Origin of the sequence: Brevibacillus sp. SKDU10 (genome assembly GCF_001645205.1) — a bacterium.
Taxonomy (GTDB): Bacteria; Bacillota; Bacilli; order Brevibacillales; family Brevibacillaceae; genus Brevibacillus_B; species Brevibacillus_B halotolerans.
Genome location: NZ_LSSO01000149.1, coordinates 1 through 26341 on the forward strand (window position 1 = coordinate 1; position 26341 = coordinate 26341).

The 26341-nt window shown below is 41.5% G+C and carries 22 protein-coding genes and 2 pseudogenes; 22 read left to right on the forward strand and 2 right to left on the reverse strand.

Annotation, left to right across the window (positions count from 1 at the left end):
- Positions 1 to 394, reverse strand: a 394-nt coding sequence (locus AYJ08_RS10925) for a VWA domain-containing protein (protein WP_157452851.1), incomplete at its 3' end; no start/stop codon positions are given.
- Positions 395 to 888: 494 nt separating this feature from the next.
- Here AYJ08_RS10925 and AYJ08_RS10930 point away from each other — a divergent pair.
- The 19 genes from AYJ08_RS10930 to AYJ08_RS11020 all read left to right on the forward strand — a co-directional run bounded on the left by AYJ08_RS10930 (position 889) and on the right by AYJ08_RS11020 (position 22217).
- Positions 889 to 3057, forward strand: coding sequence for a hypothetical protein (locus tag AYJ08_RS10930; protein WP_031410871.1), 2169 nt, complete (start codon positions 889 to 891; stop codon positions 3055 to 3057).
- A gap of 119 nt (positions 3058 to 3176) precedes the next feature.
- Complete coding sequence (locus AYJ08_RS10935) at positions 3177 to 3602, forward strand: hypothetical protein (protein ID WP_064017748.1); 426 nt, start codon at positions 3177 to 3179, stop codon at positions 3600 to 3602.
- Positions 3603 to 3695: 93 nt separating this feature from the next.
- On the forward strand, positions 3696 to 4142 hold the full coding sequence (locus AYJ08_RS10940) for a DnaJ domain-containing protein (protein WP_064017749.1): 447 nt from the start codon (positions 3696 to 3698) through the stop codon (positions 4140 to 4142).
- 137 nt (positions 4143 to 4279) lie between these two features.
- Positions 4280 to 4840, forward strand: a complete 561-nt coding sequence (locus AYJ08_RS10945; RefSeq protein WP_064017750.1) for an FHA domain-containing protein — start codon at positions 4280 to 4282, stop codon at positions 4838 to 4840.
- A gap of 35 nt (positions 4841 to 4875) precedes the next feature.
- On the forward strand, positions 4876 to 5391 hold the full coding sequence (locus AYJ08_RS10950) for an FHA domain-containing protein (protein WP_064017751.1): 516 nt from the start codon (positions 4876 to 4878) through the stop codon (positions 5389 to 5391).
- A 10-nt stretch (positions 5392 to 5401) separates the two neighbouring features.
- The gene (locus AYJ08_RS10955) at positions 5402 to 6250 is read left to right on the forward strand and encodes a PP2C family protein-serine/threonine phosphatase (RefSeq protein WP_031410866.1); all 849 of its coding nucleotides are present in this window, start codon (positions 5402 to 5404) and stop codon (positions 6248 to 6250) included.
- A gap of 51 nt (positions 6251 to 6301) precedes the next feature.
- Complete coding sequence (locus AYJ08_RS10960) at positions 6302 to 8257, forward strand: PP2C family serine/threonine-protein phosphatase (protein ID WP_064017752.1); 1956 nt, start codon at positions 6302 to 6304, stop codon at positions 8255 to 8257.
- Positions 8258 to 8287: 30 nt separating this feature from the next.
- Entirely contained in the window at positions 8288 to 9574 is a 1287-nt protein-coding gene (locus AYJ08_RS10965; RefSeq protein ID WP_064017753.1) for a hypothetical protein, read from the forward strand.
- Entirely contained in the window at positions 9565 to 10260 is a 696-nt protein-coding gene (locus AYJ08_RS10970) for a hypothetical protein (protein WP_064017754.1), read from the forward strand. Before AYJ08_RS10965 ends, AYJ08_RS10970 begins: the two co-directional genes overlap by 10 nt.
- Positions 10261 to 10285: 25 nt before the next feature.
- Positions 10286 to 12934 (forward strand): acetate and sugar kinases/Hsc70/actin family protein, encoded by a 2649-nt coding sequence (locus AYJ08_RS10975; protein ID WP_064017755.1) that lies wholly within the window; start codon positions 10286 to 10288, stop codon positions 12932 to 12934.
- Positions 12935 to 13023: 89 nt separating this feature from the next.
- Positions 13024 to 13800 carry a hypothetical protein gene (locus tag AYJ08_RS10980; RefSeq protein ID WP_064017756.1) on the forward strand — a complete coding sequence of 259 codons (777 nt, stop codon included), beginning with the start codon at positions 13024 to 13026 and terminating at the stop codon, positions 13798 to 13800.
- Positions 13801 to 13869: 69 nt separating this feature from the next.
- A complete protein-coding gene (locus AYJ08_RS10985) occupies positions 13870 to 14523 on the forward strand; it encodes a hypothetical protein (RefSeq protein WP_064017757.1) in 654 nt (217 codons plus the stop codon).
- The gene (locus AYJ08_RS10990; protein WP_064017758.1) at positions 14520 to 15944 is read left to right on the forward strand and encodes a contractile injection system protein, VgrG/Pvc8 family; all 1425 of its coding nucleotides are present in this window, start codon (positions 14520 to 14522) and stop codon (positions 15942 to 15944) included. Before AYJ08_RS10985 ends, AYJ08_RS10990 begins: the two co-directional genes overlap by 4 nt.
- Positions 15945 to 15978: 34 nt before the next feature.
- Entirely contained in the window at positions 15979 to 17253 is a 1275-nt protein-coding gene (locus AYJ08_RS10995; RefSeq protein ID WP_064017759.1) for a pentapeptide repeat-containing protein, read from the forward strand.
- The gene (locus AYJ08_RS11000) at positions 17225 to 17770 is read left to right on the forward strand and encodes a hypothetical protein (protein ID WP_064017760.1); all 546 of its coding nucleotides are present in this window, start codon (positions 17225 to 17227) and stop codon (positions 17768 to 17770) included. The genes AYJ08_RS10995 and AYJ08_RS11000 overlap by 29 nt, the downstream gene beginning before the upstream one ends.
- On the forward strand, positions 17771 to 18196 hold the full coding sequence (locus AYJ08_RS11005) for a DUF4280 domain-containing protein (RefSeq protein ID WP_031410856.1): 426 nt from the start codon (positions 17771 to 17773) through the stop codon (positions 18194 to 18196).
- Between the two features lie 43 nt (positions 18197 to 18239).
- Positions 18240 to 20945 (forward strand): hypothetical protein, encoded by a 2706-nt coding sequence (locus AYJ08_RS11010; RefSeq protein WP_231929086.1) that lies wholly within the window; start codon positions 18240 to 18242, stop codon positions 20943 to 20945.
- 19 nt (positions 20946 to 20964) lie between these two features.
- On the forward strand, positions 20965 to 21438 hold the full coding sequence (locus AYJ08_RS11015) for an Imm30 family immunity protein (protein ID WP_064017761.1): 474 nt from the start codon (positions 20965 to 20967) through the stop codon (positions 21436 to 21438).
- A gap of 32 nt (positions 21439 to 21470) precedes the next feature.
- Entirely contained in the window at positions 21471 to 22217 is a 747-nt protein-coding gene (locus AYJ08_RS11020; RefSeq protein ID WP_064017762.1) for a DUF4261 domain-containing protein, read from the forward strand.
- A gap of 136 nt (positions 22218 to 22353) precedes the next feature.
- Here AYJ08_RS11020 and AYJ08_RS25045 read toward each other — a convergent pair.
- Positions 22354 to 22425 (reverse strand): annotated as a pseudogene (locus AYJ08_RS25045) (IS3 family transposase); the annotation flags it as partial.
- A gap of 77 nt (positions 22426 to 22502) precedes the next feature.
- On the opposite strand from AYJ08_RS25045, the pseudogene AYJ08_RS22970 reads away from it, so the two are divergent.
- The 3 genes and pseudogenes from AYJ08_RS22970 to AYJ08_RS11040 all read left to right on the forward strand — a co-directional run bounded on the left by AYJ08_RS22970 (position 22503) and on the right by AYJ08_RS11040 (position 26182).
- Positions 22503 to 23647, forward strand: a pseudogene (locus AYJ08_RS22970) (IS3 family transposase).
- 89 nt (positions 23648 to 23736) lie between these two features.
- Entirely contained in the window at positions 23737 to 24324 is a 588-nt protein-coding gene (locus AYJ08_RS11035) for a CbrC family protein (RefSeq protein ID WP_064017763.1), read from the forward strand.
- 667 nt (positions 24325 to 24991) lie between these two features.
- A complete protein-coding gene (locus tag AYJ08_RS11040) occupies positions 24992 to 26182 on the forward strand; it encodes a hypothetical protein (RefSeq protein WP_064017764.1) in 1191 nt (396 codons plus the stop codon).
- The last annotated feature ends 159 nt before the right edge of the window (positions 26183 to 26341 follow it).

Sequence of the window (26341 nt, forward strand, 5' to 3'; positions counted from 1 at the left end):
TGGCCAAGAGCACTGTACCTGTTAAGAGACCAAGTCCGAGGTCTGTATAACCTGAGCGCGGCAAAGAGGACAAGGCTTTTTTGATCTCATTCTTTTTATCTTTCACGGAGATTGCTGTTAAAGCCTTTGTTTTGACAATTTTGTGATTATAGGCAACAAAACCTACCCTTGTACGATCCGCATTGCTCATATCCATAAATAGCCTGACTACTTCTGCTGCTATCCCTTCTTTATCCGTATCCCTCATGGAATAACTGGCATCCAATACAAACATGGCATCATTACCCCGATTAGGATCAGCCTTGGCTAAGGCTTGGGGAGCTTCTAGCAGGCAAGAGAAGGCGATCCCTAAAAGCAAAGCGCATATGGCAAGATACATGGTGGAATTACGCATGGATTTCCTCATCTTGACTTTTTACACATCCTTTTACAAGATATGATCTCAAAATAAGAATCGGTCACATTGTCCTAAAAATGAAGAGAAAAAATGGAAAACAGGAAAATAGAACCAAAAAAAGGTGGAAATAATTGATTTTCACAACGTAAAACAGGGAATGGAGGTAATAAGTACCAATTTAAATTTTTTGAAAACGGAAAATAAAGGCATAAAGTCCTGATTTTTTTAAATGATTGACAGTGACGAAAAGAGTTGATTAATATAAATTGCGAAAGGCGATAGGGGAATTATGGTAAAAAAATAGATTAATCTGGGAAATTGGATAGATTAATCCGGTAGAAAATGGGTTAATTTTACAATTAAGTTAAATTAATGCTGTTTCGTTAGGGCCGATTATCCCTTATGATTAAGACTTTTTATGCACGTACCATTATTCACATGTAGGTCTACTTTTTGTACATACCTCAGTGAAACATAGAAAGGGGCAGATTATGGACATTATTTATCAAACCAACCGAACGATGCTTTTTGAAGAAATAAATCCAGAGAAGCTGGATCTAGTCACCATTGTAGGCGATGTCAAAGGCATAGATAGTCTAAGTGACGAGAAGGTAAAAGAAATCAATCAGCATCTTCTTGTTAAAAATTTCGATGAATTTTTGGACAAGTTCGAACCGACTGTTTATTCGTTTTACAATGCAGCGAACCAAAAAGTGATGTACACCCTCAAAAAACCAGAATCAATCTCAGAGGACTGCATCACGGAAATTAAGGTTAATCAGCATAATGATTTTCTGAAAATGCTATTTACCTTGATTGATACGAAGCGCAGTCAAGGAATTACCAATGTAGACTTTAAGTTCGAAAATTTGTTAGATATGATCTCTCCGAAAAAGGTCATGGACGATATTAGACAGGTTCGCAAAGAGATTCATTACATGTATAACGAGTACGAAAAATTGGATGATGGCGATCCAAAGAAGCTTGATATGGGTGACAAGCTCAATAGCATGTTTGAAGAGGCAAGTCAGAACTATAACAATGTCATGGCGATGCTTCCTCTAGCGATCGAGGATATTAAAACAAGGCTCTTACTAGGCGGTTCTGCTGAGGAGAACAAATCTGAGGCGATCCAAATCGGAATGCTTACCATTGGGGAGAGCGGTGAATTAAAGATCATCGAAGCACCTAAAAACGATAGCAATGAGCTTATGTTATTGGATGATAATACCGGTACTGGCTTGGTAACGGTTTTTGAAGAGGATTATGAATCTATTACGGAAACGCCTTCTTCTTACGTAAGAGACTTAGTAGTTCGCACTTTCTGCCCGCTACCAGCGGTTCAGTCGGAAGTGGATATGGAGACCGAGATCCAAAACTATAATACATATCTTGAATTCTACAAAAACGCAAAGGACGATTTTGTCAAAACGGTAAAACCGCTTGTGGAGAAAATTCTTGGTGTGAAAATGTTCTTTGATCAATATGCTACCAAGAATAAAGGGATGATGCCTACTCTCCTTATTACAAACACAAAGCTAGATATGTTAGTTAAGAGCAGCAATATTCCACGTTTGGAAACGTACCTTAACACTGTGAACTCCAAAAATGATTTCACAGATACTATCTGGTTCGGTATTGTTCCGTCCGTTGAATTAGAGACCGCTGGCCGAGTAAAAGTAAGCCGTGAGCGTTTCAAAGGAAACGAGAAGGTTGTTAAGCAGGACGGAAATACCTTGGAATCACTATCAATGCTTCTGAATGTAGTGAAAGAATACAAGCTGCAAGTCTTCTTTAGCTTTGAAACAGGTGAGGAGACCACCTTTAATAGCATGGCTACAGCCGGTATTGATAGATATATCGACAAGTGTAATCCGCTTATTCGCAAGGACTATAGTGAATTTGCGATACCTTGTGTACCTAACTTCACAGTCATTCCAAAGGATAAGTCTGGTGTAGTAATTGACAGTCGAATGCTGCAAACCGATTCAGGTGCGGAGCTTTCAAAGGAAAAAGAAGACATCTTAAAGCTCTGGATTGAAGGAGTTTATATTGGCTCTTCTTATGTGGCAGCAGGTGTGGTAGCTGCTTATCAATGCCCTGATTATATGCGCGAGCTATTTAAAAATATTAATAAAGAGTATCCAGGCGTACGCTTTGATATTGAAGCTGGAGATAACAGTTTACGCGCAGTCACTACAATGGCGAAAGAAATTTCAGGTTTTACTAACAACATCAAAGATTCGATTAACCGTAAAAATTTCGGCTTTGTCTTCTCATCAGAGAATGCACAGCTTCAAGAAAAGGATATTAAACGCATTACGGTTTACAAAGCAAGAAGCCTTGCTTTAGCCGAGGATGGTTTCGATCCTATTTATAAAACTCTCGTGAGTACGTATATCGAACGTATTCTTCGTTTCCAAACTGGAGACTTCAAACACGAAAATATCGTGAAATTCTTCAGTAACAATCCGAGCAGCCAGAAGAGCAAATGGATGAGTGGACGCGGGTACGTCAATTCCATCGTTCAGGATGGAGATGATATTAGCTACATCATCGATGATAAGAGCAATTTGTGCCACATTGATTTGGTCTTTAATGGAAACGTGAAGAACCTTGAAGTGATGATTACCAAGGGCACAACTCCTGTGAAATCGTGATGTCCTTTCTAAAACGTATGGTAGAGGCTGTCTTACAAAAGATTGCCTCTATACATAAATCTCCTCGTCCTAAATTGGGCGTGAGAGCCATTTTTTCTAATCCTAAGGAGGTTTTATTTATGGGTTTTCGACTAAAAGTTGAAGGTGCAGAAACAATTGAACTAGGTATGGATAATATCCAAACAGTTAAGTATGAAACTGACACTCCAGATGATTCCAATGCTAGATCAACAGATGTAGGAACTACGCTACGCATGACTGGTAAAATCATTACGTCTACTGATGGTGACAGCGCTGACGATACGATGAAACTAGCTCTGTGGTCTTTAGTTCCTGCTGAAAAGGCGGATTGCTACAGAAAAGTAACATTAGAAGTAATCTCGGCTGATCAAGTAGTGCGCAAAATCCACATGCCAAATGCTTTCGTGGTAGATTACACAGAACGTTTTGGCGATACAGAAGGTGTTGGAGAATTCACTCTATACATCAAACAGAAAAAAGACAAAACCGAATTTACCAAAATTGAAGGCGGCTATGCCGTTTAATAGATAGTCTTGTAGGCTATCGGAGGAGGATAAAATTTTAAGAGGTTCAAAGCCTCTTAAAATTTTGTCTCATCCGTTAGGGGGAAAAAGATAATGAAAAATTACTATGACATACTTGGTGTTTCCAAACATGCCTCTGAAGCGGAATTGAAAAAAGCGTACCGACAATTAGCAAAAAAATATCACCCGGATGTGAATCCCGGGAGCAGTGAGGCGGAACAACGCTTCAAGGAAGTACATGAAGCTTATACGGTGTTAAAAACCGAAGAGTCACGGAGAGCGTACGATGCAAAATTAGATCAGCGGACACAAAAGAGGGCTACATCCACCCAAGGGACAGGCCAGAAATCGACCCAACGTAGAACAACACAAGGATATCAGGGATTTGATCCCAGAGATATGGAGCGTAATTTCTCACAATTCTTTGGTTTTAATCCAAAAGATAAAAAGGGGAATCTTCATAAAAACGGATCAGCTTCTAAAAATCCTCTGGATGCCTCAGCGATCTTTCAGAGCTATTTTGGACCGCGAAAAAAATAAGGTGGAAGTGCTTGCTCCTCTCTTTGTAGGTGATTTGATGTCAGTGGACATACAACTTTCAAGGTATGGAGCCTTTTTTCTTTGCAAATAACGATCGGAATGGAAAGGAAAAACACCAGTCTATGGGGGATAGAAATATGCAGGATCAAACGAAAAAATACCGTTCCATTTGGGTCATAATCATTGATGTGCTGCTCTTTGTCATTGCAATTAATATCTTATATTTTGCGTTTTTCATTCAATCAGACCCGGTAATGAAATGGATGGTTAGTCTGTTAGGAATTTCTTTCATCATTTTTGGTATTACTGCACAAAAAAATCAGAAGCAACTGCCTAAGCAATCAAACAAGCAGCAAACAGGTATTACAAAATTAGTCCTACTGGATGAAGACGGCGAAAGAGTTAAAGAGTGGTTGATACAGGGGGAAACCTCTTTGGTGATCGGAAAGAACACCCGCAATGGCGAGGTTGATATAGATCTGTCAGATACGGAATACGCATCGCTTATCAGTACCCACCATGCGGTGCTTAACCACGTTGGAGGGACTTGGTTCATTGAGGACAACGATTCTCATAATGGGGTCGGCATAAAAAAGGCGAATAGCAATCGAACGAATAAGGTAGAAATCGAAGCAAGACAACAGATTGATATAAATGATCTCATTTACATAGCAAATACACGTATCTTAGTGAAATAAAGGGTTGCTACTAATCACTTGGGGGATGACCAAACATGAGTTTAACGAGATGTACGAATGGCCATATGTTTAGCACAAGAAAACACGGTAATACATGCCCCTATTGCAACATTGTTGTAGAGCAAGCAGCACGGGCAGAAAACAAGAGTCAGGTGCGCCCAGTCGATGAAGAAAAGACCATGCCTTATTTGGGTGAGACAACGGGGATTGAGCCTGTAACAGGCTGGTTAGTCTGTATCGAAGGACCTCAGCAGGGACAGGATTACCGAATTATGGCGGAAAAGAATTTCATTGGACGCTCTGAGGAGATGCATATTCGCATTATTGGTGATAATGCCATCTCAAGACGCAATCATGCGGTAATTGTCTATGACCCGAAAAAACGCAACTTTTTTCTACTGCCCGGAGATGCGTCTGGACTTGCTTATCACAATAATGAAGCTGTTTTTTCCCCAGTGGAGCTAACAGCGTATGATGTCATTCAGCTTGGTCAAAGCAAATTTATCTTTATCCCGTTGTGCGGCGTCCATTTTGAATGGGAAACCAAATGAGGGTAGGTTGATGAACATGCTGGAGGGACAGGAACTCGCGACATATTGTTTTGTGCTAGCTGGGTTTACGTTTATGTTATTGCTCTTTATGATACGCCAGAATCTGATGGCGCCTGTTAAAGAACCGGGCATTCAGATTGGAAACGGGCAAACGATCGGCAATCGAGATGAACAAGACGACTATTTTTCGACAGCAACAACTCCTATTGGCACACTAGCTGTTTTGGCGGATGGGATTAGTGGGCTTTCGCATGGACGGATGTCTAGCACTCTGGCGGTTACGCTCTTTATGCGGGAATTTTTGAATCTGGATGATGTACAAGACATTACTTCTTTTTTTACAAAAGCTGCTCGTAAAAGCAATGCTGAAATCCTGCAACAAATCGGGGGATCAAATGGTGGTACGACGCTTGTAGCAGCCGTGGTAACCGAGGATAAGCTCTATTGGGGCGCTGTAGGTGATAGCAGCATCATGGTGTTTCGCAATGGGGAATTTATCAAAATGAACCATAAGCACATCTTGGAGTCTGTGCTGGAGGAACGCTATCTGTCAGGGGAGATTACCAGGGAACAAGCAACAAATAACCCGATGGGCAAGCGACTGATCAATTATTTAGGCTATGAGCAGTTTCAAAATATGGAGATTTGCAACGAGCCGTTTCTGTTAAAAAAGAAAGACAAGGTTATTTTGTTAAGTGACGGTGTGTACAACACGCTCTCTGAAGTGGAAATGGAGCAGATTTTAATGAATGCCGGCTCTCCAAATGATGCCGCAGAAGAGATGGTGGCAGAGATTGAACGCAAGCAATTACGCAATCAAGATAACGCTACGGTCATTATTTTAGAGCAAGGCTGGTAAAACGAAGCGACTGGTTAGGCCTTTGGTAGCGAAGGAGAAGCGGAGGTACGGATGAGGAAGGAAAACAGCAATTTTCAGACCAGTTTCGTTTCCGAAGCAGGCACTTTTATAGAGAATCGGGATTATTTTGCTTTTGTAGAACTAGATGATGTTGCTTGTTGGGTCATTGCCGATGGGATTGACACGGATCAAGAAGTGAAAAGTGCGGAGATGGCAGTGCAAAGTATTTTACAAAGCTTTTTAGATAAGCCCACAATGTCTCGGCGCAGACTAAAAAAATACATACTCAATGCCCATCACTGGCTAAAAGAAGAAAGTACAAGAGTCCGATTAAAAGCTAGCATTATGATTGTCGTTACCGATTATAGCAAAATCATTTGGGCAGTGGCGGGTAATGCTAGATTGTATCATTTTCGACATGGGCGCTTGCAAACAAGGAGCCATGATCAGTCACTTGCTCAGCAGATGGCTGATGAGGAGCAAATCTCTTTCGCAGCAATAGACAGACATGAGGAACGTCATAATCTACTTTCTTATTTAGGGAAGCCTGATTTTTTTGAACCATATGTATCCAAAAAGATCGTACTCTCTGATGGAGATGTGATGATGCTTTGTACGCCCGGAGCTTGGGAAGAGGTTAGCTGCCAAGAAATGCTGGAAGCCTTAGAAGAAGCAAAAGGTCCGGAAGAGTTGGCCGATCAACTGGAGGAAGTGCTATTAAGCAAACAAAAGCAAGTGATTCATAATTATACGATAGCGGCTATTTATGCGAATAAAGTGTTTAAGGAAGATCCGAAAAAACATTGGAAAAGGATTAAAACAGCCTTATTTATCGGCATACCGGTTCTTCTGCTTGTAGGCGGATTAGTGTATATGAAGGTCCGTGCAGCAGAACGCTTTGCAGAAAATGTTGCTAGCATTTATGAACATGAGAAAAATGCGGACGCCTATGTTTCAGAAAAGGACTACGATAAAGCGCTCCTAGAATACAGTGAGGCGCGAAATGCTGCCAAGCGGATAGATGACAAGATATACAGACAATTGTTGAGCAAAAAACTAAAAATTACTGAGTTAATCGTAAATGGAGATAAGTTTGTAAAAGACGGGAAAGTAAAGCAAGCGCAGGAGAGCTATAAAAAAGCTTTGGAAGAAGCGAAGAATCATAAGGAATTTGATAAGAAAGAGATTCAAGAAAAGCTGGATCAAGCAGAGAAAATAGCTCAGGTGCAGCTTTTGGTTAAGGAAGGCGATTTACGCGCTAGCAGTGAGGATTATTCAGGCGCCATGGAGATGTACCAACAGGCCAAGCTGGCGGCAATCAATGCTTCCTATACTGAGGGCCAAAAAGAAATCAAGTCGAAAATAGATGAAACGCAGCTCAAACGTATCGGGGTGGAAAAAGGTACACAACAACTAGAAGGCGAGAAAATGGAGAAGGATGGAGATCGTTTTCTGGCGGAGAAGGATTTGGAAGGTGCGCTAGGCGCTTACTTACAGGCCCAATCCATCTATCAGGAAGCTGGAATGATGGAAAAAGCTCTAGGCATAGAGCGCAAAATTACCAAGGTGGATGGTTTATTAAATCCGTTGCCCGTGCCTGCAATAAATGGGGGAGATCAACCTGCTAACGGCAATATTCTTGCACCAGCCACAGGACAAGCATCTGGACAGACACCGGCAGCGCCTGTGAAGCAAGGCTCAGGGGCAGTTTCTACACCAGCAACTGGACAACAGTCCGGACAAGCAACACCTCCACCTGCAACAGCTACACAGCAATCACAATCGGTACAGCCTCCACAGCAGACAGTACCAAAAACAGCCGAGTCATCGCCACCGTCCGTCCCAACTCAGATGGATCACCAAACAAAAGAATCACCTCAGCATTCCCAGAAGGAAAGCTCTAAAACAGTTGAACTAGAGCAAGGTAACAAGCAGGCTCAAGCACCGCACACACCACCAAGCGATGAACAAAAACCAACGTCAGCTGTGACTAAGCCGCACCAGTAAGTTCTGACGGAAAGGAGGCTTCCCATCAACATGAAAGATATTATTCTGGATCGCTTAAACAAGCTGGAGGACTTAGAGCAACGCCGCCTGCTAAAGCAACTCATGACCGGCGTCTTCGTCAATCTCGTTGAATATCAGGAAGAGATGAACAAGAAATTGGAAAAACGGGTGTTTGGGGAGCTGGAGGATCAACAGGAGAAGCATGATGTGTACGTCACCATTTGCTCCAAGGATGACTGGGACCCTATCCATGATTTTTTGTACCCGATGCTGCCTGAAGATACATTGAATAGAACATGTGATATGAATGGTCTACTTACCCAACTGAAAAACAAGGAAGAAGCAAGGCTGTTTACACTTTTCCTACAATGTGATTATCCGACGATCAAACCGCTTTTAGATACGAAACATGTTTTTTCAGGCAAGCTGACTACAGCTTCTAAGACCAGATCAATTCATGTACGGCTAGAGCAAAATCGTACTTATATGCAACAAATCGAACAGCTCTACACGGTTTTTCAGAAGAATGGTGTACCGTGGAAGACTGTAAACAATCCTTATGCTTATAAATTTTTTGATGTTGTCTTAACAGGCTGTGATGAGGAATTGGATGAAACAGAGGAGATTCTCGAAATTACGGTCGATCTAGGGGAATGGGAGAGCTATAAACAGCTAGACAAAATTCCGCTATGGAATATTCAGCGTCTTCAGCTTAAAAATAGTGGATTTCCGACCCCGGCTATGGATCGGGTTAATTTTGAGCATGTCTTGTCATTGCGGAAAACAGGCACCGAACATGGATATTTGGTGGACGGAGAAGAGGAGAATATCCGCTACATCAAACGGACTCATGACGAGCTGACCATTGTTTCACCTCAAGAAAAGGCAGGAATATGGGATGTATTGAAAATCATGCAGCCGGTGGAATCTAAAATTGGCAAAATGGAATATCCGCTTGTTTCGAATAAGCGCATCGATAGTTTCATGGCTCGATATGCTAGGAAACAGGCGATGATTGTACGGGCAAAGGGAGAAATCATTCGAATTGTTCACTCGTTTGAAGCGGCGGAAATGCTGAAGCTGGTAGAGGTTGATATTTTGGAGGCTCAAAGGGCAAGAGGGCATACCTATGAGATGAATCCTTTTATCAGCGACAATGTTAGGGTGGAACAAGATAAAAAAATGATGCGTCTGCGGTTCCAGCATCGATCTACCCTAGGTCATACCTCCTTTATTTTACATGATCTCATGAGCTTTCTCGTTTCAGAAGTACAGATGAGCTTTCCTGAATACAAGTGTGAAGGAGAATGGGCTTGAATTACATTTGGGATTTGCTGATAAAGGCGGAGCGATCCGGTATAGAGAAAAAACGTGTCCAGTTTGCTTTGGCCAAGGTCTTTTCACCCTACATGGAGCTTAGTCTGGAAAATCTGAACGCAAAAGAGATTGACCAAATTGTTGAAATCAATCCCTACTATCGTTTCTACGAAATTTTTCGGGATTTATTTGACCCAAATATTGAGACGGATGTAGAGCTTCGCAATAACTTGTTTGATGTTTTGATTCATTTTTTAGCAGAAATTGATCTTATGCAGGGCATGAACAAACGGGAATATTACATCCGGTTTCTGCAACAGGATTTGGAGGCGGGTGTGTTTGGAAGCAGTGTGAAGGACAACATTTACTTGTTTACGAAAGAGGAACGGGAAATGATTGCTAGCAATCTATTGCGTCTGTATGAGACGGGTGAAGCTGTGTATTTATTAAAGGACACAACTAAAAAGGTATTTACTCGATCCACGATATACGCAAATTGCGAGGAAAAGGATGAACTGCTGTTTTATATCGGTCAACCAGAAACACCGATCGCCCGAGCTAAGATTGAATTGATTAAGGATTTGTTTTTGCCAGTTCGTTTTTCCACGGAACTATACTGGAGCTATCATTTTGGCATTATGGAAGTGGAAGAAACGATGCAAGTGGACTACATCGCTCTTTACTGACCGACAAGCAAGGAGGACAGAAACAATGAACGGATATTCGTATAGATTGCATACGGACAAAGGGCGAGATAGAAGTCGCTTACTGATCAGATTTTCGCGAGAAGAGCTGGAGGACATGACCACCTTCCAGTTGCGTAACATTTGTTATACGGAGCGATTAGTCGAGGGGATTGCCAGTAAGCTCGATCGGGAGGCTTTAATTGATACCATCCTAAAATTCCGTGGAGCAGCAGACAGCCTATTGATTCGGGGCTTTCACAAGGGGGGCTTTCAGCGAATTGAGGATGCGATCCATACTTATTTAAAAACCCCTTTATCTGATCAGGTAAGCATCAAGGTTCCAGCCAAAATCTCTTTGTATCGTGGACTCAAGGTAGACAAGCTAGATCAATATTTAATAGAAGCGATCGGTTTGCAGGAGTCTAATGTGCTACTGATTAATGACAGCATGGAACTGTGTGGAATTCTGCATCTGAAAAAGGACGAGTCGCAACCAGGGCTTTTTTACTTAGCAATGGATCGCAATGCTGAGCTGCGGAGAACGGCTAATCAAAATTACAGCCTGCTGTTTTTCAGAAAGCAGGATTCGGAATACCTGTATAGAGCCTACTATCAGGATGGTCCTTTGTTGCCAGCTAATCTGCACTATTGCAAGGTTCCTGTGACCGACTTGGAAATTTGCGAGGTAGAGGAAACGAATGCTGTGCTGGCGATCGATTTCGGGACATCTAACACAACTGCTGGAGCCTATCTGGATAGGGGATATATTTCCACCCCGCCAAGTCATGATTTGTTAAATGGACGAATCCGTCTGAATGAGATTAATTATGTAAAATTTCCTGATGAGACAGAGCAAACAACTGATTGGGTCGCGGTTGTGCCAACCATCGTGAGCGTAGCAGACTGCCGAGATCAAGAGAATATCCAGTATCATTTCGGCTATGAAGCGCTTTCTCATCGCAAAAAGAATGGCTTTAGCAGTCAATCCTCTCAATTCCAAGGTCTAAAAAGATGGGTAAATGCTTACACAAGGACAGAAGAAGTAGTGGATATGGAAGGCAACACTGCTTATGTCAAACGAAGCGACATCCTACGCGGCTTCCTGACCTATATTGTGGAGATGGCGGAGCATCAGTTCAAATGCCGCTTCACTCACTTGCATATTTCAAGTCCCGTTAAATTAAAAACGCAATTTATTGAAATGTTTCACGAGATTTTACCTCAGTACCAGATTGAAGCGAAGGATGCATTGGATGAAGGCATGGCGGTACTCTACAATACGATAGCTGATCAGATTGAGAAGAAACGATTTCTGGATGGCGAGGAATATAAGGCATTGGTCATTGATTGTGGAGGGGGTACGACTGATCTGTCCTCCTGCCGGTTTTCCATTTTAGATGGACATATCTCCTACCAGATTGATATACATACGACCTATGAGAATGGTGACACCAACTTTGGCGGCAATAACATCACCTATCGCATTATGCAATTTATGAAGATTGCTTTTGCCAATTACTATACAAAAAGGCGAACAAACACAGATATTGATGAGTTGATTCCTATCCCAGCTACCGATTTATATCGCTATGTGGACGAATATGGTGTAGGAGCTGTCTACGAAACTTTTGAGGCCAGCTATCAAGAGGCAGATCAAATCATTCCGACACAATTTAGGCTCTACGAAAATCGTTCACGTGAAGAATACCACCGCGTGCGCAACAACTTTTACTTCCTATGGGAACTCGCTGAAAACATGAAAAAAGAGTTCTTCCGCAAAACTGGTATCCTCCGAAATAGATTCCAGCCTATTAGCAGCGAGGATTCAGACAATGATTTAAAAATCACCAAAATCAATCGATGGTTTTTGTCCACACTTCATCAGGGAGCGTTTCGCGAGGAGTACGAATTCCCTAACGTGGTATTTACCATCAGGGAAATTAGTCAGCTCATCCGCGCAGACATTTACGAGATTGTGCGCAAGTTTTTGGATGAATACTACCAGGATGGCCGTTTACAGGAATTCTCCATTATTAAATTAACAGGTCAATCCTGCCGTATCGATGTGTTCCGTGAAGCACTAAAAGAATTTGTGCCGGGGCGCAGTATTGAATTTAAACAAAAAATAGAGGAAACGGGCAAGGTATCCGATCTTAAGCTGGCATGCTTGCGTGGCTCTCTTCGTTATTTGAGTGCTAAAAAATCAGGATTCATTGAGGCGAGCATAACCAACCATGCTCCAATCATTCCTTATTCGGTACGTGCATTTACCCATAATCAGCATGAAAAAACATTAATCAACAGCTTAGAGCGAGCCAATCAGGTACAAGGCTTCATTTCACGTCCGATTGCTGTTAGGGAGATTCAGTTCTATTTAAAGGATGCGAAAGGCAATCCGCGGCATCATTACGTGTTTATCAATCAGCCTGAGAGCTACAAACAGATGATCTATGAGCAGATCGCCAGCATCTATCCTGGGAAAATCCCGCAGGACGATACAGATTCGATCGTGAATGGGGAAGTTAAATTCTTTGTTTTTACAGACGAAAAGAGCTGGGGCTTTTACGTAGTTCCCGTTGCAAGGCAAAATGAACAGCTTTATCTCGGTAAGAAACAGTTCTTTGCGTTTGAAAACGACCTGTCTGAGCTGGATTTCTTTGATGGCCTGAAGTAAGTGAATGAGGAATCGGACAAGACGAAATCTCTTGTCCCTTTCAGACAGCTTGAAGCAGCACCCACGGCATGCATATAGGAGGTCGTCACTTGTTTACCCATCTGTATCCTAATTTTAATAAAGGACGCATTTTAAAAACGGACATGCTTGCCAATCTTCGGGATTATCCTCGCGATTTTCTCGATATTCAATACAAAGAGTATTCAGACGGGATTATTACTGGATCAGACATACGTATTGGAGAGCAACGTATCACGATTACACCCGGAATCGTGAAGCATTCTGGGCGTTTGTATGTATTAAAGGAAGAGCATGAGCTTATATATCACGCCACCAATCGAGAAACTGTTGTCAAAATCAGATTTCATGAACAGATGACAGACAGCGACTTTACGATCAGCAATTCTGAAATTGTACTGGATGAACGGGTGGAGCTTGGTCAGAACGAACTAGAATTAGGGCGTTTTAAGCTAAAGGAAGGGGCCAAGCTACGCTCGCATTATCAGAGCTTTATTGATTTGGCTACGGAATACAACACGTTTATCACCATTCATGTCCCCTATGCAAGTGAGTCCCAAAGCACGCTTGCTCCAAGCATCATGCGCTATTTTGCTAGAGAGCTAGTTCAAGGAACGAATCTGACAGCGTTTGATATTAGTTTTGCTCTGCTATGCCTTAACGAAGGAACAGTCAATCGCGAGGTCATTCTTACCTATCTCGCTAACCGATTGGGAACGGGGTATAAGGAGTATAGCAATGAACAGATTCATAAATATTTAGGGCGCATTTTAGATGAAGGGAGAGGGGCCGGCAAAGCAAGAGCCGATTTGCGTCAGGGCGGTTTTCAGCGAATGATTGTGGACTGACAAAAAAGCGGCTAACAGGTGAAAAGGCACACCGCGACATGCATGGACAAAGAAAGGAAGGTGACTGTTATGGAGCATATGGACGAGAAGATTATTGCGATGTTACAGGAGCAGGATGAGAAAAAGGACGAATCAGGACCAGATGCACAGTCAAAAAATACGCAGGAACTCGATCCCAAATGGGCGTACGATCTGCGAAAATCGTTAGTCAAGATTGACGGTGAGATGATTTCATTTGCAGAGCGTCGTTTATTAGAGGATAAACTAAGCATCCCGATGCCGAAAGCATTTACCCCAATGTCGCCTGAGACGGCGGCATTAAAATACCCTTCAGAACGCAGACCTACCCTGATTTATACCAATAGCACCGGTTCCATTAATGTAGCGATTAACCACACCCAAACCAGATTGACTGATGCTGAAATGAAAGAGTTTACTGCAGCGATGGTGCATTTGTTGCGGAAGACGCAGAAGCTTCTTCAATGGCACGGAGATGATGTAGTGGAAGTGAATGGAAAGCCGATCGGCTACTGTGAATTTTTGACCCCAGCCTACAATGTTAATCTTTATAATTTTATGTTTTTTACTGAGCTAGATGGCAAGGCTTTGCTATGTACGTTCAACTGCACAGAGGATGAGATGAACGACTGGCGGCTTGTAGCGCGAGGCATGATGGAAGCGGTAGTTATCCATAGTGACCACAGAGGAGGAGAGGAAGAGTGAGCTCAACGGTAATCGCATATCACAATCTTCAGGTTTCCCCTTATCAATTAGTCAATCTGCAAGAGCTAGTCATGATCAAAACCATCAACGAGCATGCCAAAGTTAGCTTTACAGGTATTGTGCCAGAGGAGCTAAAGGATAGCTACGTGGAAATGACGCAGGCTGAGACGCCGATAACGATTAGCCAGATTGACGAAAAGGGCGGAAGTACGCCTATCTTTAACGGACTCGTACTGCATATTGAAATTAAAGCAGTGCGGGGCATCTATTATATGCAGGTCGAAGCGGTCTCGCATTCCTACAAGCTGGACATAAAACGTAAAAAACGTTCCTTTCAAAATAAAAATATGACTTATTCTGCTCTGATCAAGCAGATTGCTGCCGACTACCCTGGGCTGGACGTGATGGACAGTATATCTAAAGGCGGTAAGCTCGGAGAATTTACCATGCAATATGACGAGACGGACTGGCAATTCCTTAAGCGAATGGCTTCTCGATTTAACGCAGGTCTTGCTCCAGCTTCCATTTTTGATAAGCCTAAGTTTTATTTCGGAATGCCAGAGGGTGGCTCGAAGGGAAAATTGGAGGACTATCACTATAGCGTAAAAAAACGCATGTCTGCTTTCCGCCATTCCTCAGAGAATCATATCCCGGGTATTGAGGAGAATGATTTTATCTATTATGAAGTGGAATCGGACAGAGTGCTGGAGGTAGGACATGGGGTACAGTTCCTAGGCAAAACGCTGTTTGTGGCCCAAGCCTATACCGAAATGAAAAAGGGATTATTAAAGCATGTTTACACGCTTTGCACCAAAAAAGGAATGAGCCAAAACAAACTGTTTAACTCGAAAATCGTCGGAGCCTCTGTGCAAGGAAAGGTCATTGAGGTTGCCAAGGACACGGTGAAGGTGCACCTCTCGATCGACGAAAGCCAGAATAAAAGCGAAGCGCATTGGTTCCCTTATTCATCCGTTTATACGGCAGAAGGAAACAGTGGCTGGTATTGTATGCCAGAGCTTAATGACCATGTACGCGTCTATTTTCCCGGCAATAAAGAAAGCGATGGGGTTGCTAGCAGCTCTGTTCGTCAGGATGTGGGAGAGGCGCAGCATAATAAGCTAGGCAATCCGGATATTAAATATTTCCGTACACCAAATGGCAAGGAGCTCATGATGAGCCCTAGTGAGATTGTAATCACTGCTAAGGACGGTGAGATTTTTATCAGGTTAAATGATCAGGATGGTATTCAGATCATGAGTAAGAAAAAAATCAAGATCATCTCTCAGGAAGACATCATGATGGACTCCGAGAAAAAAGTGATTATCTCAGCTAAGGAAGAGATCAGCATAACCTGCAAGGAAAGCAATATCAAGATGGATGGCAATACCATGATCATGGGGAATGAGACCAAGACAAACTAGTGGCCCTAGCTTTTATGAAAAGAGGAGGGGGAGAATGGACAGGACAGAAGCGATGCCGCATTTTATGACGAATGTAGTGGAGCCTGCAAGAGTGCTAGCATTGATGCGTCTGGAGAAGGATTTTCAGACACATAAAAATACATTAGCCACAGACTGGACAAGCGATTTTCAACGGATTTGCCATCAGCTAGGCACCGAGCAGATGCGAAAAAACAAACCGTTACTTGGGCATCTTACCTTTTCGTTGTTGCGAACCGAATTGGCAGTAGGGCGGGCGATTTATTTAGTGGAGGCGACCGATAGCTCCTGGTTTTTCGATCGGAATCCTTGCCAAACAGAATATGATGCTAGCTGGGCATTACGGTATTTAGACCAATTGAAGGACGAAATCAACAGCGGTAGAAAGGCATATATGGGCGCTATTACGCTACCTGATGTGGAGCAAATAGTCTTGAGAGAAGCGGTTCATTTTCATCAGTATGTAATTCAGTTGGCTAGATTTGCCTTGCCTACAGCGATTCAATCTCCGGAATTTGCAGCGTTATCCACAGAGGATATCGTTGAAGTACGTGTTGGAGAATACATGGATGTTAGCGAGGTCGTGTATAAAATAGATCGGCGAGTACGGGATGCCCAATCGGTTAGGGAGTGGATCGATGAAGGCAGTGAACAAGAATATGCCTATGAGGTTTTCGACCAGTTGGATTTGTCTAAGGGAGAATATTCCGAGCTGGATTTTCGCTATTCACGTTTTGAGCATAGTGATCTATCCGACGCTCGGTTGAAGGGTTGTGTACTCCTCGGCACAAGGTGGAATCATTCGCGACTAGTCCGGGCAGATTTCTCTTACAGCCTGCTATTTGGAGCTAATTTTGATCATAGCGATCTGTCAGGGGCAGACTTTGGGGGAATCCAAGCTTCTAAAGGATTGCTGGAGCCAGATAGTTGGGAAATGCCAGGCTTTTGGGAAATTTCCTTTGCTGAAGCCAACTTGTCAAAGGCTAGCTTCGTCGATGCCCAATTAGCAGAAGCCCAATTTCGTAAAGCTCATCTTGCGGGCGTGAATTTTGCTGGAGCTGATTTGACAAACGCCAACTTCACAGATGCTCATTTACGTGAAGCGGTGTTTGTTGGGGCTAGCGTAGCATCTGCTGATTTTACTGGAGCAGATGTAGATGGGGCCTCCTTTTCGGTAAAAGATCGAGACAAGCTCAACTTAGATGAGCGACAACAAGCCGCTGTTTTGTGGATAGAGGCAGAGAGCGAGGAGGCATATCTACATGAGCTATTTTATTCTGTCCCAAGATAATCGCCTACTAGACGCTGTAGAGCCTACGGGACTTACCGAGCTGCTAACCAAAGAGCTGTTAACTGAGGAGAAGGTGCATCTTTTAGATGAATTGGTCTTACAGGTTCCCATTCAGCGAAGAGAGCATGTCACTTACGTAGACTTTATTCAACGCCCTATTCCGTTGCTATCTGATCGCCTAAAACAGCTAGTTGTCAAATATGTGCCCAAAATGCTGTGCAAGGCTGTTGTACTCGCAGATCGGGAGCAGATGAGGCAGGATTTGTACTGGGTGTTTGTGCCCCCACGTATCAACTGCTTATCAGATAGGGCTGAGTTTTATCAGGACAATACAATAAAACGCCTCATATTAGATCAGAACAAGATTGGCAGACGAACATTTTTTCAGATAGATGGGATTCGTGAAGAGCATCTTGTAGTGAATGTAGGACTGGCGGAAAGTATTCTGCGCCGAGATTTTACAGGCATCCAGCTTCAAAAAGTCGAGCTGGAGGCTCATAGAGAGGATGAGATGTAAATGGCCATAGAAGACGTGGAAGTAGAAGGTGGAGAAGGAGCCAAGAAAAGCTATGTGGTAGCAGGAGCCATCCTCACCTGCACCTTTGGCACTCAAAAAAGTCGATTGAAAACGCCCCTAAGCCACGGGGTATTTATTAAAGACAAGGCGCAAATGAACATTAATGATTTTGTGCCAAATGTAAACATTATGCCCTTTGGCAGATGCGGTAATCTAGCTAATCCAGAGGTAGCAGCTGCGACGGAAGCAAATGGCGGCTATTTAAAGCGCATGCCATGCATGCCGATCGTAACGATGCCGTGGATTGGGGGCAAGGAGGACAAGCTGATCGAAGGTGCGCCCGTTCTACTCAACGATTGTACCAACATGTGCCTACATTGCGGCGGGCAAATAAGCATCATCGATGACGGACAGGAATTGGACTAAATCTAGAAGAGACCATACCACCCATCGGGAGGGGGGATTGTGTGTGAAAACGACAGCTAAAGTAGCGGGATATGGAAATATTCAAGTAGTATCTCCCTACGATATACAAACGCTGCAGGATTTACAGCTAGTCAAAGAAGCAAACGACCACGCTAAGCTATATCTGACCGGAATCATTCCGGAAGAGAAGAAGGATAGCTACATCGCAATGGCCACAAGTAGCGATACCATCGAGGTCAACGAGGTAGAGGATGGTCGAGTGGTCAGGAATCTATTTACAGGACTCGTAGAAAATATCGGAGTTCGAGCTGTTCGTGGCATCTACTATATCGAGATAGAAGGCATCTCGCTGACGAGCCAGCTCGATATAAAAGAGAAGACCAGATCCTTTCAAGATAAAAACATGACGTACACAGCTCTGCTAGATTTGATTTTAAAGGATTATCCAGGATCAGACTATCTCGATTACGCTACAAACAATGCAACATTAAAAGGCTTTACGCTGCAATATAAAGAGACAGATTGGGCGTTCATTAAGCGAATGGCGTCTCGTTTTGGTGCGGTTTTATTACCAGAAACAAGCTCTAAAACACCGAAGTTTTCACTTGGAGTTCCTGATGGGAAATTAGGACAACTGCAAGACTATCACTACGGTGTAGCAAGATCACTAGACAGGTACACGGAAGCCACCACGGGATATGGCAGTGAGCTAGATGAGACGGCTTTCACTCACTATACGGCAGAAAGCGGACAGTATTTTGCATTAGGGGACAAGGTGCTATTTCAGGAGAAGGAGCTGACCGTCGCGGCATCTTTAGCGCGCTTTACCGAAGGCGGCTTGCTCTATACCTACACCCTTTGCCAAGAGGAAGGCGTTTTGCAGAATCTGATTCGAAATGAACAGCTAACAGGTGTCTCGCTGGAAGGAAAGATTATTGAGATTCGCAGAGATACCGTCAAGGTGCATCTCGATATCGATAAAACCCAAGACAAGGGCAAGGCCTGGTGGTTTCCGTATTCCTCCGTCTATTCAACAGAAGGAGCTGACGGCTTTCACTGCATGCCGCAGGAGGGAGACGCTATCCAGGTTTATTTCGCAACCAGCCAGGAGGATGGAGCGGTAGCGATGAGCTCTGTTCGCAAAACAGGGCAGGATTCTCCAAAAATGGGCGATCCAAGCGTGAAGTATTGGGGGACCAACTTTGGCAAGGAGATGAAGCTAGGCGGCTCTGATTTTGTGCTCACTGCCAAGGACACGAAAGAAGGCAAGATGTTTATTAAGCTGGATGTAGAAGACGGCATCGAGATTCACAGCGATAAGGCGATTATGTTTTCCGCGGAAAAGGATTTGGAGATTGAGACAGATACCAAATTCGAGATTAAAGCGCAGGAAGCCATCTATCTGCTGTGTAAGGAAAGCAGTATTGTGCTGGATGGGGAGACGGATATTCAGGGAACGGTGCTACAGGTAGATGGTTTAATTAAATCGCCTGTCTCAGTGGCTGACCTAGAACCGGAGCCAGAGCCTGAGGACCCGGCACCGCCGCCACCGCCTCCGGAGGAAAAGAAAGGCTTTTGGGATAATCTGTTGGATGGTGTTCAGTTGGCGCTAGATGTAGTAGGGATGATACCTGGTGTCGGTGAAATTGCTGACCTTGCCAATGCGGGCATATCGCTTGCTCGTGGAGATTATGAGGGAGCGGCTCTATCATTGGCGGCATGCGTTCCGTTTGCAGGATGGGCAGCGACAGGTACGAAGTTTGTCAAAAAGGGTATGAATGCATTTGAGACAGGGAAAAAAATTGTTAAAGCAGCAGAGAATGTAATAGATACGACCAAAACTGCAATGAATGCGATTGGAGAAGTCGTGGGGAAAGTGTATACGTCGGCTCGAAATGTCATCGCAAATGGTATAGACAAGGTAGCAGATGCAGTTAAGCTCATGAAACAGCAGATGAAGAGCACGGTTATGGCAGCGAAAAAAGGCTTGCAGAAAAAGGTAGCTTCGATTAAAAAGAATCTGAAGCAAGGGCTGGATAATCTGAGAAATAAACTTCCTGGAACATCGAAAGAATTTGTGACTCCAGAAGGAATTAAAGTTAATATTAAAGAAGTAAAAGATCAGGCACATAAGATTGAGCTACCTAAAAACGAGGTTCAGCAGAATTACCTGAAGGTCATGAAAGAAATGGAAGAAGAGGCTGCTGCGAGAGCGGCTAAGAAATCGAAAAAAACTAAAACGGACTATGATAAATTAAAAGATAGGTTAAATGAAAGATATAAAGACTTTGCTTCTAAAAAGAATCAGACAGTTCCACAAACAAGTGATAAACTACTTCCAAATGAATTAAAACATGGTAAATTTGGCGAGTTGCCTAATATTTCTGGTGATAACCTTACGGGACACCATATGCCATCAAATAAATATATGAAGGAAAAATTTGGGCTGGATAGAGATGAAAGTTATGCAATGTTTTTGGAGCAAATTTACCCTGGAGTTGGTGGAAGACATAGAAGAACATATACTTATGGTTTAAATCCAAAAACTAGAACAGAAGATTACAACCTATATATGGATCTGTCTCCAAGGGATACTTTAGCGTTTGATGTAAATGACTTAAGGCGAATCTTGAAAGAGGATGGTCTTTATAATAAACAAACTAAGAAAAAAATAAAAGAGTATATAGATTACTATAGGGATTATAAGGTAGATAATAAAAAAATCTTTGAAAAACCATTAAAAGATTAGTAATACAGGAGGAATAAAAATGTCATTTGAAAACCATATTGAAACTTTGTATAAAATGCGTTTTTTAAATAATGAAGGCGATGATATTGATTTATTTACAAGCTTACTTAATGAACTAGCGTATAATGGTAATAATGAAGTTATTATAGATCTCTGCACTATTTTTGAAGATGATATTGAAGAGCCATCTGCTGCTGACGACATAATTGAAACTATTTTTTATATTGCTAATCGCAATGGTTTAGACGAAGGATTGTACGTACTAGCAAAAGGTATACCAAAAATGATACCACAAGCAAAAGGGTGGGCTAAAACTCTTTTAAAAACTATGATGAATGGAGATAGATTTATTAATCCTTTTATTAATGCGTTAAAGAAAATAGATATCGTCACAAAACAAGATATTACTGAAATGTTAATTGAGATAAAAAAAGGAGGATATGCAAAAAATAGTGAGAATATAGATAAGATCTTAGCGCAGATAATTGAATAAAAAATTAAAATAAATTATTGATGGGTGGGACTATGGAGACTTTGCCAAAAATTATCTTAGGGATTCCGGGACACTGGAAGAGTAGAGATGAATTCAAAGAGGCACTAACTCGAAATGGTAATGGTTATATTTATATGGGAAGCCATATCGGATGTTTAGAAAATCCTGATGAATTCTACGAGGTTGATATAAGTGATTATAACCCGTATATCACAGAAGCGATCGAAGTAGGTGGGCATGGATTATTCAGTAAAGAAGATATAAACCAACTTAAAACACATAATAGCGTAATATATTTAATTGGAGACGGGGGGAGTATTGACAAGGTTCTAAAAATAATGGATGTTGCAAGTGCTCTTCTTAATGCTGGTGGTATTGCAGTAAATGTTGAATCTTCTGGAAGAGCTAGGACGAAAGAAGATTGGTTGGATATAACCAAGAGTAAGGAAATATCAAGAGTGTTTACTGCGTTTATCCAGATGTCACGTACGGAAAATGCCTATTATACTACTGGAATGCATTGTTTTGGTTTTTGTGATGTAATTACTTCGACAGAAGGTATAACAGAAATGGAAGTCGCCAATCTATTTAAGTTATTCTGTTTATACATCTTGGAAGAAAATCCAAAAATTAATGATGGTGAGACTTTTAGTTTAGACTTGAATTCCCCATTTTATTTACTGAAACAGGGAAAATGTACAATGTTTGAGGAGGACGATCCATTTTTTAACCCATATGGAGTATGGCACATGTTGCGTCAGCATAGACCCAAAAATTAAAATGTTAGTTAAAAATTTCTTTTAAATGAAACCCAAATAATTGGACTAGGGACTGCCCCCCGTTTGTAGGACAGGGATCAAAACACCTTACACGTTTAAGCAGCCAGTCGTCGGAATTCAACCGGCGACTGGTTGTTTAGTTTTGTTTGATTCGAATTGAGTTATAGTAAGAGATATATTCTCGAACGGTCTGTTCAACGATTGTCGTCGTACTTGAGTTAGTATAGTTTCATGGATACCTCTTAGTTAAGTCCTTACAATGAAAACAAGAGGAGATGAGTCCGGATGGAACACAAAAAAACGAACAAGAGATACAATGAAGATTTTAAAAGAACAGTGGTAGATCTTTATCACTCTGGTTACTCTGTAAAGGAATTATCTAGCGAATATGGTATTTCAGAAGTCACCATTTACAAATGGATCAAAGAATTTACTCCTCTCGGAGAAGCAGGACAATCTATTGCATTTAAAGAGATCGCTGCTATGCAGAAGGAAATGCTTCGATTGAAACAGGAAAATGAATTCTAAAATGGCCATATTCGCGAAAAAGTAGAAATTGCAGAACTGAATCAATTTATTGCAGCAAACAGAGAAAAGTACTCTGTACAGACTATGTGTGAGGTACTCAATCTTTCCAGAAGTACATACTATCAATTCTAAAAGAAAGAGCACTCTACACGTCATAAAGAGAACCAACTGATTACAAAGAGAATGATTGAAATTTATCAGGATAGCAAGGGACGTTATGGTGCTCCCCAAGATTCACTATCTTTTGAATAGAGAAGGCTTTTCTATTAGCCAGAAAAAAGTGCAACGATTAATGATTAAGGCCGATATTCGATCCATTACGCGTAAGAAATTCCGCCCACAAGGAAGCAAAGACAGAGTTATGGAGAGACCTAATCTACGTCAGCAAGATTTTAAAACAACATCTATTAACGAGAAATGGGTAGCAGATATTACGTTATATTCATACTCTTCGGGATGGTTGGTGTTATTTGGCATCTGTTCTTGATCTACATTCTAAAAAAATAATAGGGTACTCTTTTTCACGTCATATGACAGTGGATGTAGTTTTGCATGCATTAAAAAATGCCAATGATACTCAAAAACCCGCAAGGAATTTGGTACTTCATACTGATTTAGGTGCCCAATATACGAGCAAGGATTTCACGCAATATGTTAAGCAACTTCACATTGTTCACTCATTTAGCAGAAAGGGCTGTCCCTATGACAATGCCTTTATCGAATCGTTCCATGCCATTCTGAAGAAAGAAGAAGTAAACCATGTGACTTACATTGATTATGAATCCGCAAAGCTTGCGCTTTTTACATATATAGAAGGTTGGTATAACCGAACCCGAATACATGGTAGTCTAGGCTACAAAACACCTCAAGAAGTAGAAGACTTGCAAAGAAAAGCATCCTAGTACTTAACTTAGTTGTGTCCAAGATATTGACTCAAATCCATAGATCATTATATATTTATGGTTTATTTACTTGTAGGAGGATTATTCTTGTGAGAGATAATTTGCCGAAGTTTAAGTATCACTCTAACGTATACAAACACGGTATTTTTGAGCAAGTACCTAAACAAAATTGTTCAGTTTGTAACAAAGAAACGACATATATTTATTCTGGTCCATTTTATTCCGTTGATGACGTGAATAATATTTGTCGATGGTGTATTTATGATGGAAGAGCTACTATGGAGTTTAAAGGGGTTTTACAAGGTGCGGTAGAATATAAAGATAAGCTATTGTCTGTTTCTTTTAATGATGAAAAAAACGAGTATATGTATTTTATGGGATATGATGAAGTTGAGCCTATACATGATGACAACTTAGAAGAATTGCTCTTCCGTACGCCTAGTTATATCTCTTGGCAAGAACCGCAATGGCTAAGTCATTGTAATGAATTTTGTTCATTTGTTGGATACCTGGATATAAGTGAACTAAATACGATGAGAAATGATTTACAAGAAGAGATAAGTCTTTTAGAGGAGAATTATGGATTATCTGTTGACCAATTAGGTGAAGATATAGGATTATACTTGTTTCAATGTAAAAAATGTGGAAAATATAGATTACATTCTGATCATACCTAATAATGAGACCCGAATAATGGATATTAACAAAGCTCTTATTCGGGTTTTCTTATGTGCAAATCATACGTATAAAGTGGTTTTATGGAAAAACAAAAAGGTATGCTTTTCATTGTAAAGCAATTACAAATAGCGATTGTCCCAAATTATAATGACTTTAATGAGTTAACCCAAAGACATCTCAAAAAGTGATTGAAATGTCCCTATAAGATGAAGCACCGTTGGGTAAAATTCTTGAAATGAGGTCAATGCCTTTTGAAAAAGAAATTCGATATAAGAAGAATTTTATACAAAATATTCGGAAAAAATTATTCGAAAAGGTACACGGTTCAAATGGAAAAAATGGGTAAAATTAGCTCTGCTTCCATTCAGATTAGGTTGTCGATATAATCGGCAACCTTTTGTAATGTGCAAGACACTTTCATTCCAGGCTGAAACGTTTCTTATATCAAGATATTATCCCCGACAGATCTCTATACTATCGATAACCCCGAGTCGATTAGAACAACTCGTGGCTATTTCACCGAGACGCAAAACGAACTCATCTCCCCTCACCAATTCAATGATATACATATCATTTTCCTAATAAAAAAACAAAAAAACTGTAACCATTTCCCGCTTGGTTCGACTAATAGAGGTTAAAAAAAGGGAGATATTGAGGAGAGATAAGATGAATACCTCCAAAAACAAAACGATGTCAGTACAACACAGATTTCTATCAATTGCTTCAGTCATAACACTACTTTCTGTACCGATCTCACCGGTTTTGGCTATAGATACGAAGACTACTGGGAAAAAAGCCACCTCTACACAAGGGGAGAGCACCCACCAAGCTGATATCAATCGTCAGGTAAAGAATGTGATAGATAAGCTGACGCTAGCCTTTCCCGAAATCAAGGAATATAAAAATCAGAAGATTGATCTTACAAAAAGGTGGAGTAAATTAATCAACGTAGAATTAAGCAAAAATGGTGTGGGTAACACGCCAATCGTCCATATTCAATTAGACAGACAAACCGGAGAATTATTATATTTCGGCTTTTTTGAACGAACAGAATATCCCAAGGGGACAAGTGTTTACACTTCCTTAAAGGGATCAGAAAAACAAATCACCGATGAAACAGCTAAACAACAAGCAGCCCTTTTACTAGAAAAATTGTATGGAGAAAAGGCAAAGAATTCCGTACCTATTTCTATATGGAGAGAAGTCAAAAAAGAAGGGGAAGGCAAGCTAATTTCAGCTAAAACCCTGCCGCCAGTCGTTAATTTCCGAATCAGCCTTCCAAATAAGAAAAATCTAGCAACTTACGTTTCGGTGCATTTCGGTGAAAATGGTAGAATTGAAAGCTTGAATGCTGCAACAAAACCAATTTTATTCGATAAATGGTATGCGGCTGACCTCGAAAATCGGGACATGCCAAATGACGAGCTGACAAAGCCGGCACAGGCTATGTTTGATCGGATGCACGTACTTTACCCGGAATTAAGAGAGTATCATGTAAAAGAAATTAGCCTATCTACATATAATACTTTTTATGATATTTATTTTAAAAGGTCAAAGACTGATAAAAAAGAAGAAGTCAGAATGCAAATAGACGAAGAAACAGGCAAGCTTGTCTATTTGCAGTTTGAAAAACGACCGTCAGGCAAAGGCGCATCCCCAGAGCTGGCCAAACAAAAGGCATTTGATTTCGTAAAGCGTGTCCAAGGAGGCAAAGAAACAAGCTACACAGTAGGAAATATCATCACGCCGGGAAGAAATGGGGTAACGCTAGTCATCCTAGATGGTTCAGCTCCTGAAAAAGAGCATTATGCCTTAGAGGTAGGGGCAGACGGTAAAATATACGGCTTCGATGGCTAATTGTAAAAATGATCAGTTAAATAAACAGCGGTAACCAAACGTTAGGAATAAAGCTAAGTACAGAGCTGCTTAGGTAAGCCTTATGACAAAAGCATTAAACAAAATCAGAGTAGCAGGACACTCAGCAATTGTTGCTCTTGTAGCCTGGGAGACTTATCA

Excerpts from the sequence above, each read along its gene's own strand:
- AYJ08_RS10950 (WP_064017751.1), top strand. The coding sequence starts at position 4,876 with ATGAGTTTAACGAGATGTACGAATGGCCATATGTTTAGCACAAGAAAA.
- AYJ08_RS10940 (WP_064017749.1), top strand. The coding sequence starts at position 3,696 with ATGAAAAATTACTATGACATACTTGGTGTTTCCAAACATGCCTCTGAA.
- AYJ08_RS10935 (WP_064017748.1), top strand. The coding sequence starts at position 3,177 with ATGGGTTTTCGACTAAAAGTTGAAGGTGCAGAAACAATTGAACTAGGT.
- AYJ08_RS10985 (WP_064017757.1), top strand. The coding sequence starts at position 13,870 with ATGGAGCATATGGACGAGAAGATTATTGCGATGTTACAGGAGCAGGAT.
- AYJ08_RS11040 (WP_064017764.1), top strand. The coding sequence starts at position 24,992 with ATGAATACCTCCAAAAACAAAACGATGTCAGTACAACACAGATTTCTA.
- AYJ08_RS11000 (WP_064017760.1), top strand. The coding sequence starts at position 17,225 with ATGAGCTATTTTATTCTGTCCCAAGATAATCGCCTACTAGACGCTGTA.
- AYJ08_RS10945 (WP_064017750.1), top strand. The coding sequence starts at position 4,280 with ATGCAGGATCAAACGAAAAAATACCGTTCCATTTGGGTCATAATCATT.
- AYJ08_RS10970 (WP_064017754.1), top strand. The coding sequence starts at position 9,565 with ATGGGCTTGAATTACATTTGGGATTTGCTGATAAAGGCGGAGCGATCC.
- AYJ08_RS10955 (WP_031410866.1), top strand. The coding sequence starts at position 5,402 with ATGAACATGCTGGAGGGACAGGAACTCGCGACATATTGTTTTGTGCTA.
- AYJ08_RS10930 (WP_031410871.1), top strand. The coding sequence starts at position 889 with ATGGACATTATTTATCAAACCAACCGAACGATGCTTTTTGAAGAAATA.
- AYJ08_RS10960 (WP_064017752.1), top strand. The coding sequence starts at position 6,302 with ATGAGGAAGGAAAACAGCAATTTTCAGACCAGTTTCGTTTCCGAAGCA.
- AYJ08_RS10965 (WP_064017753.1), top strand. The coding sequence starts at position 8,288 with ATGAAAGATATTATTCTGGATCGCTTAAACAAGCTGGAGGACTTAGAG.
- AYJ08_RS11005 (WP_031410856.1), top strand. The coding sequence starts at position 17,771 with ATGGCCATAGAAGACGTGGAAGTAGAAGGTGGAGAAGGAGCCAAGAAA.
- AYJ08_RS11015 (WP_064017761.1), top strand. The coding sequence starts at position 20,965 with ATGTCATTTGAAAACCATATTGAAACTTTGTATAAAATGCGTTTTTTA.
- AYJ08_RS10995 (WP_064017759.1), top strand. The coding sequence starts at position 15,979 with ATGGACAGGACAGAAGCGATGCCGCATTTTATGACGAATGTAGTGGAG.
- AYJ08_RS11020 (WP_064017762.1), top strand. The coding sequence starts at position 21,471 with ATGGAGACTTTGCCAAAAATTATCTTAGGGATTCCGGGACACTGGAAG.
- AYJ08_RS10975 (WP_064017755.1), top strand. The coding sequence starts at position 10,286 with ATGAACGGATATTCGTATAGATTGCATACGGACAAAGGGCGAGATAGA.